This is a genomic window from Qipengyuania sp. ASV99, from assembly GCF_047872805.1.
In the GTDB taxonomy this organism is placed as follows: domain Bacteria; phylum Pseudomonadota; class Alphaproteobacteria; order Sphingomonadales; family Sphingomonadaceae; genus Erythrobacter.
This window is the reverse complement of sequence record NZ_JBLQUK010000002.1, coordinates 206,584-224,836: the sequence shown is the minus strand read 5'-3', so window position 1 is coordinate 224,836 and position 18,253 is coordinate 206,584. Positions and strand designations below refer to the sequence as shown.

Annotated in this window: 14 protein-coding genes and 1 tRNA gene; 11 read left to right on the top strand and 4 right to left on the bottom strand. The window is 60.2% G+C overall.

Translation table 11 applies throughout. From position 1 onward, the window contains the following. Positions 1-3: 3 nt before the first annotated feature. From ACM64M_RS04990 to ACM64M_RS04965, 6 genes are all read left to right on the top strand, one after another. Positions 4-963, top strand: a complete 960-nt coding sequence (locus ACM64M_RS04990) for a ribonuclease (protein ID WP_416227559.1) — start codon at positions 4-6, stop codon at positions 961-963. After that, on the top strand, positions 960-1,145 hold the full coding sequence (locus tag ACM64M_RS04985; RefSeq protein WP_416227558.1) for a DNA gyrase inhibitor YacG: 186 nt from the start codon (positions 960-962) through the stop codon (positions 1,143-1,145). Before ACM64M_RS04990 ends, ACM64M_RS04985 begins: the two co-directional genes overlap by 4 nt. Positions 1,146-1,256: 111 nt before the next feature. Next, positions 1,257-1,331, top strand: a tRNA-Phe gene (locus ACM64M_RS04980). A gap of 24 nt (positions 1,332-1,355) precedes the next feature. Then, positions 1,356-2,159, top strand: coding sequence for a phosphoribosylaminoimidazolesuccinocarboxamide synthase (gene purC / locus ACM64M_RS04975; protein ID WP_416227557.1), 804 nt, complete (start codon positions 1,356-1,358; stop codon positions 2,157-2,159). Between the two features lie 140 nt (positions 2,160-2,299). Further along, entirely contained in the window at positions 2,300-3,751 is a 1,452-nt protein-coding gene (locus tag ACM64M_RS04970) for a caspase family protein (RefSeq protein WP_416227556.1), read from the top strand. 39 nt (positions 3,752-3,790) lie between these two features. After that, complete coding sequence (locus tag ACM64M_RS04965; RefSeq protein ID WP_416227555.1) at positions 3,791-6,661, top strand: M16 family metallopeptidase; 2,871 nt, start codon at positions 3,791-3,793, stop codon at positions 6,659-6,661. An 86-nt stretch (positions 6,662-6,747) separates the two neighbouring features. On the opposite strand, the gene ACM64M_RS04960 is transcribed toward ACM64M_RS04965, so the two are convergent. Further along, positions 6,748-8,967 carry a TonB-dependent receptor gene (locus tag ACM64M_RS04960; RefSeq protein ID WP_416227554.1) on the bottom strand — a complete coding sequence of 740 codons (2,220 nt, stop codon included), beginning with the start codon at positions 8,965-8,967 and terminating at the stop codon, positions 6,748-6,750. Positions 8,968-9,236: 269 nt separating this feature from the next. Between ACM64M_RS04960 and purS the strand changes: the two genes are divergently transcribed. Together purS and purQ are read left to right on the top strand one after the other, a co-directional pair. After that, a complete protein-coding gene (purS, locus tag ACM64M_RS04955; protein WP_416227553.1) occupies positions 9,237-9,488 on the top strand; it encodes a phosphoribosylformylglycinamidine synthase subunit PurS in 252 nt (83 codons plus the stop codon). Then, positions 9,488-10,177, top strand: a complete 690-nt coding sequence (purQ, locus tag ACM64M_RS04950; RefSeq protein WP_416227552.1) for a phosphoribosylformylglycinamidine synthase subunit PurQ — start codon at positions 9,488-9,490, stop codon at positions 10,175-10,177. The genes purS and purQ overlap by 1 nt, the downstream gene beginning before the upstream one ends. A 16-nt stretch (positions 10,178-10,193) precedes the next feature. Here the strand turns inward: purQ and ACM64M_RS04945 are convergent, their stop codons facing one another. The 3 genes from ACM64M_RS04945 to ACM64M_RS04935 all read right to left on the bottom strand — a co-directional run bounded on the left by ACM64M_RS04945 (position 10,194) and on the right by ACM64M_RS04935 (position 15,449). Next, positions 10,194-12,527, bottom strand: a complete 2,334-nt coding sequence (locus ACM64M_RS04945) for a putative bifunctional diguanylate cyclase/phosphodiesterase (protein WP_416227551.1) — start codon at positions 12,525-12,527, stop codon at positions 10,194-10,196. A 107-nt stretch (positions 12,528-12,634) separates the two neighbouring features. Continuing rightward, positions 12,635-14,458, bottom strand: coding sequence for a glutamine--fructose-6-phosphate transaminase (isomerizing) (glmS, locus tag ACM64M_RS04940; RefSeq protein WP_416227550.1), 1,824 nt, complete (start codon positions 14,456-14,458; stop codon positions 12,635-12,637). Between the two features lie 76 nt (positions 14,459-14,534). Beyond that, positions 14,535-15,449 (bottom strand): DMT family transporter, encoded by a 915-nt coding sequence (locus ACM64M_RS04935; protein ID WP_416227549.1) that lies wholly within the window; start codon positions 15,447-15,449, stop codon positions 14,535-14,537. A gap of 205 nt (positions 15,450-15,654) precedes the next feature. Here ACM64M_RS04935 and ACM64M_RS04930 point away from each other — a divergent pair, with 205 nt between their 5' ends. The 3 genes from ACM64M_RS04930 to ACM64M_RS04920 are packed head-to-tail and all read left to right on the top strand — an operon-like array spanning position 15,655 to position 18,253. Next, positions 15,655-16,905: a glycosyltransferase gene (locus ACM64M_RS04930; RefSeq protein ID WP_416227548.1), complete on the top strand. Its 1,251-nt coding sequence runs from the start codon at positions 15,655-15,657 to the stop codon at positions 16,903-16,905. Between the two features lie 22 nt (positions 16,906-16,927). Then, positions 16,928-17,857: a glycosyltransferase family 2 protein gene (locus tag ACM64M_RS04925; RefSeq protein WP_416227547.1), complete on the top strand. Its 930-nt coding sequence runs from the start codon at positions 16,928-16,930 to the stop codon at positions 17,855-17,857. A 3-nt stretch (positions 17,858-17,860) separates the two neighbouring features. Beyond that, entirely contained in the window at positions 17,861-18,253 is a 393-nt protein-coding gene (locus tag ACM64M_RS04920; protein WP_416227546.1) for a GtrA family protein, read from the top strand.

The window sequence follows — 18,253 nt, the reverse complement described above, 5'->3', positions numbered from 1 at the left end:
TGGATGGTGGAGCGCGGAATCGGCGAAGACCGCGCCCTGTTGATGGAAGGCGACCGGGTTGTCGCCGCCCGTCTCCGGCAACACGGTGAACTGCAACCCGGTATAATCGTACCAGCCAAACTGATCTCAAAGCGAACGGGCGCGCGCAGGGGTGTGGCCTATTCGGCGGAGGCAGATGACCTGACAATTCTGGTCGACAAGCTGCCGCGAGAGGTCACCGAAGGGTCTGATCTGTTGATCGAAATAACCCGCGCACCTATTGCAGAGCGGGGTCGGATGAAACATGCGCAAGGGCGCGTGCATGATCCCGCGTTTACATATGCCAACATGGTCAATGACATTTTCACAACGGAAAATGAGGTTTTCCAATTCCCTTCAGGCGCCTGGGAAAAGGTCTGGCAGACAGCTTTCCAGGGCGAAGTCGCATTTCAGGCCGGAGCGATCCTGATCTGCGTCACACCCGCCATGACCCTTATCGACATAGACGGCGACCTGCCTCCGCGCGAGCTTGGCCTTGCTGCCATTCCTGCCATTGCTCAGGCGATCAACTGGTTTGAGCTCGGCGGGAATATCGGCATCGACTTCCCCACGCTGGACAGCAAGGCCGATCGCCGCGCCATCGATCAGAAGCTGGATGAATGGCTGGAAGATTGGCCGCATGAACGCACCGCGATGAACGGCTTTGGCTTCACCCAGATGGTCGCAAGGCTGGAGCGGCCCTCGCTGCTCCACCGCTTCGACACTTCGCGTGTCAGCATGTGTGCCAGATTTGCTTTGCGAATGGCCGAACGGGCTAAAGGAACGGGCTCTATCCTCCTTCTCACCCTGCACCCCGCTATCAAGGCGAAGCTTAAGGCCGAGTGGCTGGACGAACTCGCCCGTCGCACCGGCCGAAAGGTGCGGGTCGAAACCGAGCCCGGCCTTGCACTCGAAGCCCCGAATGCGCAGATTGTCACGACATGATGACAACAACCCGCCGCTGCCCGATCTGCAAGAAACCCCGCGCGCAGCAGCACTCGCCGTTCTGTTCACAGCGCTGCAAGGATCGCGATCTGGCGCAGTGGTTCGGCGATGGTTATGCCCTGCCCGGTGAGCGCGTGAACCCCGAAGATTTGGCGATCAACGACCGTGATCTTGATGAATAGTCCAAAAGGTTCGATTCCCCTCTTGCCAATCCCGACGCCCTTCGCCATAGCGCCGCTCTCATTTGCTCGCCGGGAAATGCGACACGCGCTCTTTCCGTCGCCGCAGCGAATGCCCGGGTAGCTCAGGGGTAGAGCAGCGGATTGAAAATCCGCGTGTCGGTGGTTCAAATCCGCCCCCGGGCACCATTCGCTGCATAAAGGGTTCTCTGCATGTCCCGTCGTCGCCAAATCTATGAAGGCAAGGCCAAGATCCTCTATGAGGGTCCTGAGCCGGGCACGCTGATCCAGTATTTCAAGGATGACGCCACCGCCTTCAATGCGGAGAAAAAGGGCACCATCAACGGCAAGGGCGTGATCAACAATCGCATCAGCGAACATGTGTTCACCCGCCTCGCCCATATCGGCATTCCAACCCATTTCATCCGCCGCCTGAACATGCGTGAACAGCTGATCCGGCAGGTCGAGATTATCCCGATCGAAGTGGTGCTGCGCAATGTTGCGGCGGGTTCGATCTGCAAACGACTGGGCCTAGAAGAAGGCGAACCCTTGCCGCACACGCTGATCGAATATTATTACAAGGACGATGCGCTGGGCGATCCGCTGATCGCGGAAGAGCACATTGCGTGCTTTAACTGGGCCAGCCACGAAGAGATGCACGACATTTCATCCATGGCGATCCGCATCAACGATTTCCTTTGCGGGATGTTTGCCGCGATTGACATTCGGCTTGTGGATTTCAAGCTGGAGTTTGGGCGGCTGTTCGATGGCGACTACAGCCGCGTCATTCTGGCCGACGAAATCAGCCCGGATGGCTGCCGCCTGTGGGATATGGTCTCGGGCGAAAAGCTTGATAAGGACCGGTTCCGCCGTGATCTGGGCGGCGAGGAGGAAGCCTACCGCGAAGTCGCACGCCGCCTCGGTCTGCTACAAGGCGAAGACAGCGGACCGGGCGAAGTGCTCGACCTGTCGAGCCATCGCACACGCCTGCGCGGAACCCCTCCAGTCAAGAAATAGCGCACCAACGGTCATCCCTTTGGGTGATGAACCGGCGTGGGATTTTGCGCTGGACGAATGAGTTGCGTTCCTTATCCTGACTTTCGAAATCAGGGGAGGTTGTCGTTTCGCGTTATCTTTCACGTATTCTTGCCGCACTTGTGGTAACATTTCTCGGCCAGCCGGGGCCAGCTGAGGCGCGGAATGTTGCGCTGGTGATCGCCAATTCTGAATATGAAAACACCTCGCAATTGGCAAACCCAGCGCGCGACGCTGGTCTGATAGCAGGAGCCCTGCGCGAAGCCGGCTTTGACACCGTCGAAGTTTCCGAAAATCTCGACCGCAGCCAATTTATCGAACGCCTTCGAGCTTTTCGCACAGCGGCTGATGGCGCGGAAGCCGCGCTCGTTTATTTCGCCGGGCACGGAATTGAAAGCGCTGGGCGCAACTGGCTGTTACCGGTCGATGCGACGCTTGATGCCGAACAGGACATGCGGTTCGAGGCGGTCGAATTGCAGCTTGTGCTCAGCACTCTGGAGGGGGCGCGATTGCGGGTCGCAGTGCTCGATGCATGTCGCAACAACCCCTTCGCCAATCGCTGGCAGAGCGACAATCGCAGCGTTTCAGGAGGGCTGGCTCCGCTCGAAGTCGATGACATGCTGGTCATCTACGCGGCTGCACCGGGCGCCTTTGCCTTTGACGGCGCAGACGGAAATTCGCCCTTTGCGCTCGCGCTCGCCCGGCGCATCGTTCAACCCGGGCTGCCGGTGCAAATGCTGGGCGGAATGGTGCGCGACGATGTGCTGGTTGCGACAGGCGGAGAACAGCGGCCGTTTATTTCGGCGTCGATGACGGGACAGCCGCTGTTCCTCGTCGAAGGTCCAGACACACAAATGGCTTGGCTAACGAACCTTTATGCTGACGGAAACGAAGCTGGAGATGCCTCCGCCATAGGCTCGGGCACCAGCGGTTCCGGGTCGCCGGATACAATCGATTTTGCGTTGGTGGTGGACGAGATTGAATCGACCCGCGATGCCGCCAGCCGCAACCCGGAATGGCTCGATGAACAGGTCTGGCTGGAGGCGCTAAAGACCGACAAGGTGCAAACCTACCGCGCCTATCTCGAACAATTCCCTAAAGGCATCTATGCCCGGTTTGCCGAAGCCAATATCGCCCAATTGCTCGACCCGACCGCAACCGGCGGGGAACTGGAGAGTGACAGGCCGTGGATTATCTCGCTCGGCGCTGCGCTGCCTGATCGTTACGCGGTTGACCTTGGTGCGCCTTTGCCGATTGACGGGATCTGGCGCATTTCAACCAATGACAAACGCCTGAGGATCGAACGTGGGCGCGCTTTTGCGGTTGATGGCTGGAACCATGCCCTGCTGTTCCGCGTGACACCGGAACAGGTGACGACGATCAATCTGCGGCAGAGCGAGCCGGGAGTGTATCTGGGCCGCGACATCCTGTTGAATGGCGATACCGAATTGCGATTGCGGGCCGACGGCAATCTCGACGTGACGGTTGCGACCATCCCATTTCCTGCGAAATTCGTGCTGATCCGCGAGGCGCTCGACGATCCCTCTGCGATTGCTGCCGAAATGCCTGAATAGCCTTGTGATTGCTTGCCCCTTCGGGCAGCAAGAACGGCGATGAGAAAAATTCGTCCGACCACTGCGCTCGCTGCTGGCCTGCTGCTAGCCCTGCCCAACATTGCCCTGATGCAGAGCCTCGCCGCGCAGGAAAGCGCACCTTTCGAAGTGGCGGAAACAGCACCGCTGTGGCCGTTCGAACAAAGCGATGTGCCGGTCGATCCGGGCTATACATTCGGGCGGCTGGACAACGGCATGCGCTATATCCTGCGCCAAAACGCCACGCCCGAAGGCACCGCAATGGTGCGGATGCGGATCGATTCCGGCTCGCTCGATGAAACCGAAGAGGAACGCGGGCTTTCGCATTTCCTTGAACATATGGCGTTCAACGGATCGGCCAATATTCCCGAAGGCGAAATGATTGCGCTGCTCGAACGCGAGGGCCTGGCGTTTGGCGCGGATACCAACGCTTCGACCGGGTATGATGCGATCACCTATATGCTCAACCTGCCGCGCAATGATGAAGCTTTGCTAGGCACGGCATTGATGCTGATGCGCGAAACGGCCAGCGCGCTGACCATTGCCGAGGATGCGGTCGAGCGCGAGCGCGGCGTGGTGCTGGCCGAACGCCGCGACCGTCGGGGATACCAGCAACGCGCGCAGGAAGATGGGATGGAGTTCATCGCCCCGCTCGCGCGCTTTACCCAGCGATTGCCGATCGGGACGCTCGAGGCGCTGGAGGCCGCAGATGCCGCAAAGCTGCGCGCGCTCTATGAACGGACCTACACGCCCGCCAACACGGTGCTCGTGATCGTCGGCGATTACCCGGTGGAGGCAATGGAAGCCGCGATCCGTGAGCGGTTCAACGACTGGAGCGCTGCCCCTGCTCCGGTTGAGCCCGAAACCGGACCTATTGATGTGACGCGGCAGGGGCTGACCGACATCTATCTTGACCCGGCGCTGTCAGAAAGCGTTTCGATTTCTGCCCTTGGGCCATGGCTCGATGAACCTGACACACTGGCAAACCGCCAGACCGCGCTGCTGCGTGCGATCGGCTATGGCGTCATCGCTCGCCGCTTTGCCCGGCTCACGCGCGCGGAAGGGGCACCGCTGCGCGGCGCGCAATTCGGCAGTTCGGATATTTTCGAGGATGCCCGCTCGACAACGCTCAGAATCTCCAGCGAGGACGGCAAATGGCGCGACGGAGTGCTGGCGGCGGGGCGTGAGGTCAATCAGGCGCTGACCTATGGCTTTACTCAGGCCGAAGTGGACGAACAACTCGCCAATATCCGCACCGCGCTGGAAAACCGGGTCGCGGGCGCGGAGACGCGCAGCAATGGCGGCTATGTGGGCGCTGCGCTTAGCCTGCTCGCCAATGAAATTGTCCTGACCACACCGGAATATCAGCTCGAATTGTTTGCAGCCTCAACCGGCGCGATCACGCCCGAAACGGTCCATGCTGCGCTGCTGGAGCATGCCCTGCCGTTTGAAAGCCCGCTGATCCGGTTTCAGGGTCGCACCGCGCCCGAAGGCGGCGAAGAGGCGCTGCGCGCTGCATTCGCCGACGCAATGGCGCTGCCTATCACCGCACCCGATGACACCGGGGCGGCAGAGTTTGCCTACAAGGATTTTGGCGAGCCGGGCGTGGTGGTTTCCGACACGCGCGAGGAACGGCTGGGGTTCCGCTACATCACCTTTGCCAATGGAGTGCGTCTGACGCTGAAACAGACCGATATCCGCGAAGACCAAGTAAGTTTTCGCATGTCGCTGGATGGTGGTTCATTGATGAACACGCGCGAGGAGCCATTGCGCACCTATCTGGTCGGCTCGCTCCCATCGGGTGGGCTGGGCCAGCACAGCGCCGATGAATTGCAAAGCGTGCTGGCTGGGCGCAGCGTTGGCTTGCGCGTATCGAACGCGGCGGACGCATTCAGCTTTGCCGGGGGAACGACCCCGCGCGATCTGGAATTGCAATTGCAGGTGCTGGCCGCCGGACTAACCGATCCGGGGTATCGCCCCGAAGCGATCGAGCAATTCCGCCGTGGGATCGATAATTTCTTTGAAACGCTGACCGCAACCCCGGACGCAGCCTATGGGACAGCGGCAGGCGGAATCCTGTCGGATGGCGATCCGCGCTTTACGCTGCAAGCGCGCGAGGATTACCACGCGCTCGATTTCGCGCAGCTTAAAGCGGCGGTGGCAGGCCGCTGGACTTTGGGGGCAATCGAACTGGCGCTGGTCGGAGATTTGGACGAGGACACGGCCATCGCTGCGGTCGCCAGCACATTGGGTGCGCTGCCTCCGCGAGAGGCCGACTTCCTCCCCCGCACCGAGGCACGCAGCCGCGCTTTCACCAATCAGCGCGGCCAGCATATCCTCAGACATCGGGGAGAACCGGATCAGGCGCAAGTTCGGATGGTCTGGCCTACCAGCGACGACAGCGATTTTGGCGAGGAAATGCGTGTATCCTTGCTGGCGCGGGCCATGCAGATCGAATTGACAGAACGATTGCGCGAGGAATTGGGGCAAGCCTATTCGCCTCGCGCGGCAAGTTCGATGAGCAGCATCTATCCGGGTTACGGGACCTTCACTTTGTCCGCATCGGTCGATGCCGGTGAAGTCGAGGCGACGCGCACTGCGATTGCCGCGCTGGTTGCGGACCTGCGCGCTGCGCCGCTGGACCTCGACGTTATCGAGCGGGCGCGGCAGCCATTGCTGGAGGCGTATGACAATGCTCTGAAATCGCTGGGCGGCTGGATGAACCTCGCCGACCGGGCGCAAAGCAAGGCCGACCGGCTTGAGCGCTGGTTTGACGGGCCTGATATGCTGCGCGCCATCACTCCAGAAGAATTGCAGGCCGAGGCGCTGCAATATCTCGCGCCTGAGGACGCCGTGGAGTTTCTGATCTTACCCGAAAGCGATGCCGAATAAAAAAGGGCTGACAGGTCGCCCCCTGCCAGCCCCTTAACGCCGTGTCCCGGTCATACTTTCGTATCGACCGAGCCCCGTCAATTCACCTAATAGTTGAAACCAAGCGCGACGCCAACCACCCGCGGTTCATTGACGAATGCGGTGTTGTTGTTGAAATCGACCACGCCCAGCACATTTTCTTCGGCGGTAATATTGCGCGCGAACAGCGAGATTTCATACTCGCCCTCATTACCGCGGTAACCCACGCGAAGCCCGCCTTCGACGCGGCTGTCGGCGTTGAATTCGAGGCTTTCATAGAGCAGGAAGTTGGTTTCACCCAGGAATGTCCAGTCGGTGAAGATGAAGAATTCATCGCGCGCGCCCACCGGGATGGTGTAACTGGCAGTGAAATCCCCGCTCCATTCCGGCGCATTCGGGAACGGGTTGCCGTCAACCAATGCGCGAGTCTGGCCTCCGATAACGGTCGTTGGATCGGTCACGGTGCACTGCGCGCATATGCCAACCGCCAACGTATCGTCATTGATCTGCGTGTCATTGTAGGCAACACCCAGCGTGACGACGAAATCGGGAGTGATCTGGAACGCAGTATCAAGCTCGAAACCATAGGCCTCGCCTTCATTGGCGTTGATCAACTGAACCAGATTGCCCCCGCCGCCTACAGCGGTGAACTGCGGATCGTTGACCGTGTAATAGAACAGTGCGCCGTTGATGCGGACCGTGCGGTCTGCAAGCTCGCTTTTGAAGCCCACTTCAAAGCTGGTGATGTCTTCGGACTGCGCCACGCTGGGCGGAGCGAAGAAAGCGACATCGCGGCCCTGAATGGTCGGCGCGCGAAAGGCATTGGCGACCCGGCCATAAATGCTGGTGTCGTTCGAAATGTCTGCGAACAGGCTGATGTCCCAGTCGATATTGTCATCCTGAACCGAAACCGGCTGCGGCGCAGCACCCGACCGAACGAAGAAATCTTTCTGATCGTCGGTGTAACGCAGTCCGCCGGTGACGCGCAGCATGTCGGTAAGCTGATAGGTCAACTGTCCGAACACTGCCCATGCCTCGTTTGTGTGATTGACTGTTACTGGCGGCGGGAAGGTAAAGCCCACCGTCGTGACGTCGAAATCGCTGTCAAAGAAGAACGCGCCAACCTGCCATTTCAGCGGGCCAGCACCGTCTGATGCCAGCCGCAATTCCTGAGTGAATTGCCGCAGGTCGAGCGAATCCTGCGTGTCCGAAGGAAACGGAATGAAACCCGGACCGGTGACAAGGTTACCGCCATCGACATCGCCGCGGCTCGACCCTTCGCTTTCATAATAACCGGTGATCGAGGTCAGCGTTGCCCCGTCAAATTCGTAATTCATGTTCAGCGACGCGCCGAATTGCTGATACTCTGCCCGATTGCCGCCGCCCGCATCATAGGAAACGGTGTCGCGGTCAAAATTAGCGGCGAGTTCGTTGTCGCCAGCGGTGATCGCATTGGCCCGGAAAAACGTGGAGCTACCATCAAGGTCACGGAATTGCACCGATGCCAGCGCATTAAACCGGTCACCCGGGGTCAACAGCAATTGCCCGCGCACAGCGAAATCGGTGTAGCCGCCCAGAACATCGTCCTGACCGGTGAAATCATTGCTGATCCAGTCGCTGCGGCGCTGCAATTGGGTCGAGACACGGAATGCAAGCACATCTTCGACGATGCCGCCGCCAACCGCGCCATTCAGGCTGATCGTGTCGAATGATCCGAACGACAAACCCGCTCGCACGTCAGGATCGAAGCTTGGTTTGACCGTGTCGATCTTGACAATGCCTGCGGGTGTATTGCGGCCAAACAGTGTGCCCTGCGGCCCGCGCAGCACCTCAATGCGCTCCACATCAAAGATCGGGAAGCTTTTGAGCGTGACGTTTTCAAGGACGATGTCATCCATGATAACCGAAACCGGCTGTGATGCAGCAAGATCGAAATCGGTGTTGCCAAGCCCGCGAATGTAAAAACGCGGCGCGACGCGGCCGTTTGAACTTTCGACGTTGAGGCCCGGAACCGATCCCGCCAGCGCGGTCGTATCGGCGGCGGAGGCAAAGATATTGTCGATGCGGCTCTGGTCCAGCACATCTGCTGAAACCGCGACGTCCTGCAAGTTTTCCTCGCGCCGGTTGGCGGTGACGATGATCGAGCCAAGTTGGCCTTCGCTGGCGGCTTCCTCACCATCCTGCGCGGCGGCTGGCGCTGCGACGGCGAAAGTGGCAGCAAAAGCGGCGGCGGTGAACATGGTCGTGCTTGACCAGAAACGGCGGGCATTAATGATGCGGTGTGACATGATGGCCTCTTGGGTTGGTCGTAATGGAGCGCAACGACGCCAATCCGCTGGCAGGTTTGGACGATTCGGGCGAGTTAGGGGGGCCCAATTCAGCAGCGCAAAATGCGAATATGTGTCATTCTGCTGACGATTGTTGCGAACGGGCGACACTTTATGACCAATTTTTGACAATCCTCGATGTTGAATAGGAATGCTCGGACAATTGCACAGGTGCTGCGAGACGCTATAGCAGCGCGCATTGTTTGACTTTGCAACCGCAGGACCCGTCCATGAAAGTTCGCATTCTTGTCCGTCTCAAGCCCGGTGTTCTCGATCCGCAGGGTCGCGCTGTGCATCATGCGCTGGACAGCCTCGGCTTTGACGGGGTCGAGGATGTCCGCATCGGCCGGTTGATCGAAATGGATGTGGCCGATGATACCAGCGATGCCGCTCTGACCCGGATGTGCGAACAATTGCTCGCCAATATGGTGATCGAAGACTTTGCCTTCGAAAAGCTCGAAAATTCGAAGGAAACCGCCTGATGAGCTTTCGCGCAGCGGTTATCACCTTTCCCGGTTCGAACTGCGACCGCGACATGGCGGTGGCGCTGGAGATGGTCACCGGCCACCCAGCGCTGAGGGTCTGGCATGGTGACGCGCAGCTGCCTGAAAACCTCGATTTCATCGCATTGCCGGGCGGGTTTTCCTATGGCGACTATCTGCGGTCGGGCGCGATGGCAGCGAAAAGCCCGATCCTGCGCGCTGTGATCGCTGCGGCGGAGCGCGGCGTACCGGTGCTGGGTGTGTGCAACGGGTTTCAGGTGCTGATCGAAAGCGGCCTTTTGCCCGGCGCGCTGATGCGCAATGCGGGTCAGACCTTTGTCTGCCGAACCGTCGCACTGGAAGTCGTCAGCACCGCCTCTCCCTTCACCACCGGCTTTGACGCGGGTGAGCGTATTCGCATTCCCGTGGCGCATCACGATGGTAATTATTTTGCCGATGCAAAGGTGCTGGACGAATTGGCAGGCGAAGGACGCGTCGCCTTTCGCTATCTCGACAATCCCAACGGATCGCAGCGCGATATCGCGGGGGTGCTGAGCGCCAATGGCCGCGTGCTGGGCATGATGCCGCATCCCGAACGCGCAATCGCGCCGGCCGCGCACCCATCCATGGGAGGCACCGACGGACGCAAGCTGTTCGAAAACCTCGTGGGGGCGCTGGTCGCCGCCTGATTAGTTGGTCCTGACCCTAGGCGCGGCGGCGCGGGTCCGGCGCGGTAAACAGCTTGAGCGCATCGTCGCTCGACATCGGGCGACCGAAATGGAAGCCCTGAATCTTGTCGCAGCCCAGATTGCGGATCAACTCGGCCTGATCTGCATCCTCGACGCCCTCTGCTGTGGTTGTCATGTCCAGGCTTTTCGCCATGGCCACCACCGCATTGATGATCGCAAGGCTTTCGTTGCTGCCTTGTGAGGCGCCCTGAACAAAGGTGCGATCAACCTTGATCGTCGAAAACCGCAACTTGCGCAAATAGCCAAGCGAGGAATAGCCGGTCCCGAAATCGTCGAGCGCAATCGAACAACCCAGCGCCATCGCCTGTTCTAGCGCGTTGCGAGCCACGCTGGCATCGCGCAGGAAAATACTCTCGGTCACTTCAATTTCCAGCCGTTCGGGCCGCAGCCCGCTGGCGGCCAGCGCGTCGATCACTTCCTGATGGAAACCGGGTTCGAGCAATTGTTCGGGCGACACGTTGACGTTGACCTTGATGTGTTCGGGCCAATTGCGCGCTTCGAAACAAGCCTGACGCAGCACCCATTTGCCGATTGGCACGATCAGGCGGGTGTCCTCTGCCAGCGGAATGAACTTGCCGGGGCTGACAAAGCCGTGGTCTGAACTGTGCCAGCGCACCAGGGCTTCGAAACTGACGATACTCTCGCTACGGGCATCGACAACGGGCTGATAATGCAGCACGAATTCATCAAGGCCGAGCGCCTTGCGCAGCGAAACTTCCAACTGGCGGCGTTCTTCTGCGGAGGCATGCAGCACGGGTTCAAACGGGCAATGTTCGCCCCCGCCCAGATCCTTTGCCCGGTAAAGCGCAAGGTCGGCGTTGCGCATCAATTCTTCGACGGTCTTGCCATCGCGCGGACCAATCGCTGAGCCGACACTCGCGCCGACATACAAAGTGTGCTGGTCCACCTGATACGGCTCTGACAGCGACTGTATAACCCGGCCAGCCAGTGTCCGCATCACATCGAGATCGCTGGCGTCGCGGATCACGATGGCAAATTCATCGCCCCCCAGACGCCCAACCATTGTGCCTTCGCTCATCAAGGCCTGAAGCCGCGCCGAAACCTGAGCCAGCAATTTGTCGCCGGTCATATGGCCAAGCGAATCGTTCACCGATTTGAAGCGGTCGAGATCCACCATCAACAAAGCACAGCGGGTGCGCCAATGCGTGGCATATTCCAGCGCATCACCCAATGCCTCGGTTAGCATCAGCCGGTTCGGAAGCGAGGTGAGCGTGTCGTACCGCGCAAGGTAGGCGATTTTCTCACTGGATGCGCGCTGTTCGGTCACATCGGAACCAACCCCGCGGAACCCGGTGAATTTACCACGTTCGTCGCGGATCGGAGTGCCAGAAAGCTCCCACCAACGCTCCAGCCCATTGATTGTGACCTGCACGAACAGGTTGGAAAAATGCTCACGGTTGCGCAGTCGTTCCGCCAGATCGTGAAGGCTGGCGGGGAAGTTGCCGCTATTCCAGTTTTCTCCAGCGATCAGTTCGAGCAGCGGTTGCCCCTCGACCTCGCGGTCGCTGGCCCCAAGCGCAAAGGCGAAACGCGGGCTGACCGAGCGTAGGCGGCGCTGCGGGTCGATTTCCCAGAGCCAGTCCGCCTCGTTCTCTTCAAATTCTCGCAGCAGCAGCGAAACGACGTCTTCCTTTTCCGAAACCAGATCTTCGGCAATGCGTGCGGCAAGATAGGTGCGCCCGACCTCTATCGTGCCCAAAACCGTAGCGATCACGAACAGGATAACCGCGCCAAGCACAAAGATTTGCCCGGACAAGAAAGCATAGACCATCGCTCCGGCACCGATGATACCGGTGAAGATAAGGATGCTGATCGGCGATGTGGTGTAGAAATAGACCGATCCGGCCATCAGGATCATGACAATGACAAGCAAGGCCGCCGCATCGCCCGGAGAACCCATCGGCGCAAAAAACACCAGCGGAACGGTCCAGAGCAGACCGGAGAATATCGAAGTGCCCGCATGCTTATAAAATTCTGAGCTTGTGACCTTGCGCCGGTCGGCATCTGCGAGCCGGCGATCAATCATCGCGCCGCGCACATGCACATAAGCGAGCGCCGCGATCCACAGCCCTACCCACACTGGCCAGACCGATGCGAGGTAAATCTGCGCCACAAACAGGCTCAACATGGCGTGTGCGAAAGCGCGATTGAAGGTCAGTTTTGCCAGCGCTGCATATTGCAGCCCGCGCAGGCGCGACCAGTCAAAATCGCCCTTGTCCGAAAGACCAAGCACAGCCGAGATGGGCAATTCCGAATTGATGGATTGCACAGAAAGGGAATGGGAGTTGCTCACAGCCAAGCCTGTTAACCTCGAAAGGTTAGTGCTCGGTAAAATTTGTCGCCCTTGACCTCGCAAATTTCGCGCGCGGCGCGGCGCTATTCCACAGTGACCGATTTGGCCAGATTGCGCGGTTGATCGACATCGGTGCCTTTGACCACAGCGACATGATAAGCGAGCAATTGCACGGGGATAGCGTAGACCAGCGGCGCAATCAGCGGGTGGACCACCGGCATTTCAATCGCGGCGAGACAGCCTTCGCCCGCTTCCTCGATACCCTTTGCATCCGAAATCAGAACCACTTTGCCGCCGCGCGCGCGCACTTCCTCCATATTCGACACGGTCTTTTCAAATAGCGGTCCTGATGGTGCGATGACCACTACTGGGACCTCGTCATCGATCAGTGCGATGGGGCCATGCTTCATTTCACCCGCAGCGTAACCTTCTGCGTGTATATAGCTGATTTCCTTAAGTTTCAGCGCCCCCTCAAGCGCCAGGGGATAATCCTGACCTCGACCCAGATACAGCACGTCACGCGCCGGAGCGATCAGATGAGCCATTGCAGCGATGTCATCGTCATGCGCAAGTGCTGCATTAAGCGCGGCAGGCGCTTCAAGAAGGTGGCCAACCACTTCCCTTTCCTCTTCGCGCGTCAAGCGGCCCTTCTTCACCGCCATATGCGCGGCCAACGCCGCCAGCACGGCAAGCTGGCATGTAAACGCCTTGGTTGAGGCAACCCCGATTTCAGGGCCCGCATGGGTGGGCAGCAGCAGATCGGCCTCGCGCGCCATCGAACTGGTGGGCACATTCACCACCACGGCGATGGTCTGCCCCTCCGCCTTGCAATGCCTGAGCGCTGCCAGCGTGTCCGCGGTCTCACCGCTTTGCGAGATGAACAGCGCAAGGCCGCCCTCCTCAAGCACCGGGTCGCGGTACCGGAATTCGGAGGCGACATCGATATCGACCGGCACGCGGGCGAATTGTTCGAACCAGTATTTGGCGACCAGACCGGCGTAATAGGACGTGCCGCAAGCGACGATGGTCAACCGTTTGACCCCCGAAATGTCGAAGTCGAACTGCGGTAGCGCAACCGAATTGTCTTCGCGCCGGAGATAGGATGCGAGCGTCTGCGCCACCACGGTGGGCTGCTCATAAATCTCTTTCTGCATGAAGTGGCGATAATTGCCTTTTTCCACCGCCGCCGCCGAAGCGCCGGAAGGTTGCACCGGGCGTTCGACAGGGTTGTTCCCGGAATCGAATATTTGCGCGTCGCCGCGCGTTATAATGACCCAGTCGCCTTCTTCGAGATAAGTCACTTGCTGCGTCAGCGGGGCCAAGGCCAGCGCATCAGAGCCAAGGAACATTTCCCCGTCGCCATAGCCGACCACCAGCGGCGAACCCAGCCGCGCTCCGATCAGCAGATCGGGATAGCTGCGAAAGGCCATCGCCAGCGCAAACGCCCCGCGCAGGCGCGGCAACACATCAGCGACCGCCTCTTGCGGAGCCATGCCTTTCTCGACCCGCGACGAAATCAGATGCGCAACGACTTCAGTGTCGGTTTCGCTGTTATAGACGCGGTTTTCACCTTTGAGTTCATCCCGCAGCGCCTTGTAGTTTTCGATGATGCCATTGTGCACAATGGCCAGCTCTTCGGTGGCATGCGGGTGCGCATTGGCGGCGGTCGGCGCGCCGTGGGTGGCCCAGCGCGTGTGGGCGATGCCGATCGTGCCCGCAGCGGGGTCACGCTCCAGCACTCCAACGAGGTTCATCAGCTTGCCTTCGGCCCGGCGACGCACCATTGCGCCCTCGTTGAGGGTGCAGATGCCCGCGCTGTCATAGCCGCGATATTCCATCCGCCTGAGCCCGTCGACCAACCGGCCTGCAACACTGTGTGAACTGACGATCCCGATAATACCGCACATATTCTGATCTATTCCCCTGATTACTGGCCAGCGCCGTTACGCGCGTAAGGTTGAACAAGGCTTGAAGAAAGCGCCATCAAATCCGCCCCATTCCCGGTGCACTGCCATGATCCGGCTTTAATCCATCGCGCCACAGATACAGCCCCGATCCGATGATCAGCGCTGCCCCTGCCAGCGTATAGAAATCGGGCACGTCATCAAACAACAGCCAGCCCAGCGTCACCGCCACAAGCATCTGCACGTAAATGGCAGGCGCGACCTGCGCTGCGCCCGCGCGGCTGGTGCCGATATAGGCGAGCCAATGCGCAGTGCTGGCGGTGAAGGCCACGAAAATGCAGCGCAGCACCACATCCCAACTGGGCCATCCGAAATCAAGCGCGGTCACACCCGACAGCTTCGCCCCGATCGACACCGCGATCAGGATCGGCACGCTGAATGCGGCGACGAACACCTGCATCGACAGCGCGCTGCCCTGCCCAGCGCTGGCGCGATTGGAAATCATCAACAGCGCAAAAAATGTCGCGGAGACCAGCGGCAGCACCGCGCCCCAGCCAAGCAGCGCCAGATTGGGGCGCAGGATGATCGCCACCCCCGCCAGCGCCACCAGTGACACCGCATAAACCCTTGGCCTCACCTGCTCCCCCAGCACCAATCCGGCAAGCACTTGGGTCAGGATCGGCGCGAGGAACGCAATCGCCATCGCTTCGGCCAGGGGCATGATATAGATCGCGGAAAAAAAGCACACCGACGCCAGCGCCAGGCACGCCCCGCGCGCCATTTGCAGCGGCAGATTGCGCGGCACAAATGCGCCCGGACCTTCGCTGCGCAGCAACAATGCGGAAAGCGCCAGCGCTCCGAGGGAAAACCGCAAAGCCGCCACCGCATAGGGCGGCCAGTCGCCCGCCATGCTCTTGACCACCGCATCGCCGACCGAAAGCACCGCGAAGCCGGCCGCCGCATAGACCAGTCCGCTGCGTGTTTCGTCACCCATGTTGATTTTTCCCGATACTTGCGCCCTGAGCCAAGGCCAGTCGCCGCCGTAAGCTTGCGCAGCTAGTCCAGCGGACCGGAAATTGAAAGAGATGAGCAATTCTCCCGGCAAAACTAAGCAAAACCTCCTGACCCAAGGTCTGCATTTGATGGTTTGTTAACCATTCTTGGCCATTCCCCAAGGTGTCAAAACGCCGGGGGCGACAATGGATCTGAAGCGCTTCAATTACACCGAAATACTGGAGCGCGATGCGCAGCGCGGTGCCAGCTCGCCCGATGTCACGATCGTGATGCCGTGTCTTAACGAAATCGAGAGTTTGCCGCATTGTATTGCCAATGCGCTGGATGCGCTGGCGCTGATCCGCACCGAATTAGGCATGTCGGGCGAGATTGTGATCGCCGACAATGGTTCGACCGATGGCAGTCAGGCGCTGGCCACCGATCTCGGCGCGCGGGTCGTGCCGGTATCGCGGCGCGGCTATGGCGCGGCGCTGATCGGCGGCTGCGAGGCCGCTGCGGGCCGATACATCATCATGGGCGACTGCGACGGCAGCTACAATTTCACTGAGGGCGTGGCCATGATCGCCAAGCTCGACGAAGGTTTTGAGCTGTGCATGGGTAACCGTTTCAAGGGCGGGATTGCGCCGGGCGCGATGCCGTGGAAAAACCGGCACATCGGCAATCCCGGCCTTACAGGGGTGCTCAACCTGTTCTTCCGTTCGGGCATTGGCGATGCCCATTGCGGGCTGCGCGGCATTCGCAAGGAAAGCTTTACGCGGCTGAACCTGAGCGGTTCGGGCATGGAATTTGCCAGCGAAATGGTGATCAAGGCGGCGCTGCTGAAACTGCGAATTGCCGAAGTTCCCGCCACGCTGTCGCCGGATCTGCGCGACCGCGCGCCGCATCTGCGGCCGTGGCGCGATGGCTGGCGGCATTTGCGCTACCTCTTCATGCTCAGCCCCACTTGGGTGTTCGGGGTGCCATCGCTGATGGCGTTGATGCTGTCGGCGGTGATCTTTGGGGTCGGCCTTGGATATTACACCAATGTGCTTTCGGGCGTTTCGTTTTTCGGAACCAGTTGGAGCTTGGTTGCAGGATTCCTCGCCACCACCGGCCATTTCGGCCTGATCATGGCGGTCGCGAGCCATTTTTACGGAGTCAATCGCGGCTATCGGCTGATGCGGCCCACCTTGCGCAAATATGCGGGCCTGTTCACGCTCGAAGCGATGCTGGTCAGCGGGATTGCCGCGATGATGATTGGCGCGGGCGGGCTTGGTGCAGTAACATTCGGCTGGAGCCAGGGCGGGTTCATCGCCCTCGACAATCCGCTGCCGTTGATCCTGTCCGCAGCGATTGGCGCGATTGGCCTGCAAAACATCTTCGGCGGTTTCATGCTGGCGATCATTGCTGGGCACGAAAGCCAGCTTGCCCCGCCCAGCGGCGCGGCGGGCGGGTAGAGCGCGGGCAGGCGCTCGGCGAATGTCACAGCCTCCGTGGCTCAGCGTGGTCATGCCCGTCCATCGCGGCGGCGTATGGCTGGACGAAGCGCTTGCCAGCATTCCCGCGCCCGATGCGCGCGGTTCCATCGCTGTCATCATCCGCGATTCCACGCCCGAAGAACCCTGCGAAGCGATCATTGCCCCGCACCGCGAGCGGCTGCCAATCGACTATGAATATCTCCCGGACATCGCCAGCTGGACGCGCAAGACCAATATGGGGGTCGCAGCGGCGCGCAGCGAGCACGTCTGCACCTTGCATCAAGACGATCTCTGGTTGCCCGCGCGAGCCAAAGTGATCGCGCGGCTGATCGCGGACCATTCCGATGCGGCGATGCTGGTGACCGGGGCCGTGATAATTGGCAGCAATTCCGAAGTTCTGGGCCGCTGGTCTCCGCCGCTGCAAGGCGCGGTGCAATGCCCGCGCCAATTCCGCGACCGTTTGCTGGTGCAGAACAGCATTGCCATGCCCGCGCCCGTGTGGCGGCGCGACGCCTATCTGGCGTGCGGCGGGCTGGACGAAGCATTATGGTATACGCCCGATTGGGACCTGTGGCTTAAACTGGCAGCGCAAGGCCCAGTGGTGTTCGACCCTGAGCCAACGGCCGCGTTTCGCATTCATGGATCGTCGCTGACCATGACCGGAAACCGCGGTGAAATGGCGCGCGAACTGGCCGAGGTGCTGGCCCGTTACAGCGCCAGCGACCGCCGCTTTGCCGCGCTCAGCAGGGCATCAGCAAAGGTCAACATGGCGCTTGCCGAAGCATCCACGGGCAAAGCCGCCGCCGCGTTCGGCGCGCTGGCCAGCATTGCCCGGCTGGGTCCGTTCGGGGCAGTGCGTTATCTGCATTATTCGCGCATAGCAGAGCGGGTTATCCCGCGCCTGCGCATGCGTTTGAAACGGGCGATCTAGCCGGTGCTCAAAGGATTGATCCCGGTTCTGTCCCGATATTCGATTATCGGCATCGCCAGCGTGTTGGCCAACAACGTCATCCTTATCGCGGGCCATATGTTGGGGGTGCATTACGCCATCTCGACGCTTGTCTGCTTTTTCCTGATCGGCGCGCTGGCCTATGTTGGCCATGCGAATATTACATTCGCGGCACGACACTCCATCGCCGGATATGCGCGGTATTGCGGGACGCAGGCGTTTGGACTTTGCCTGACGCTGGCCATTCTGTTCGTGATGATCGACCTGCTGGCGTGGCCAATCTGGATCTCTGCACCATTGGTCAGCGCTTTGATGTTCGTTTACACTTTCATCGCAACCCGCTGGGCGGTTACCTATGGCTATAACCGCTCCGCTTGA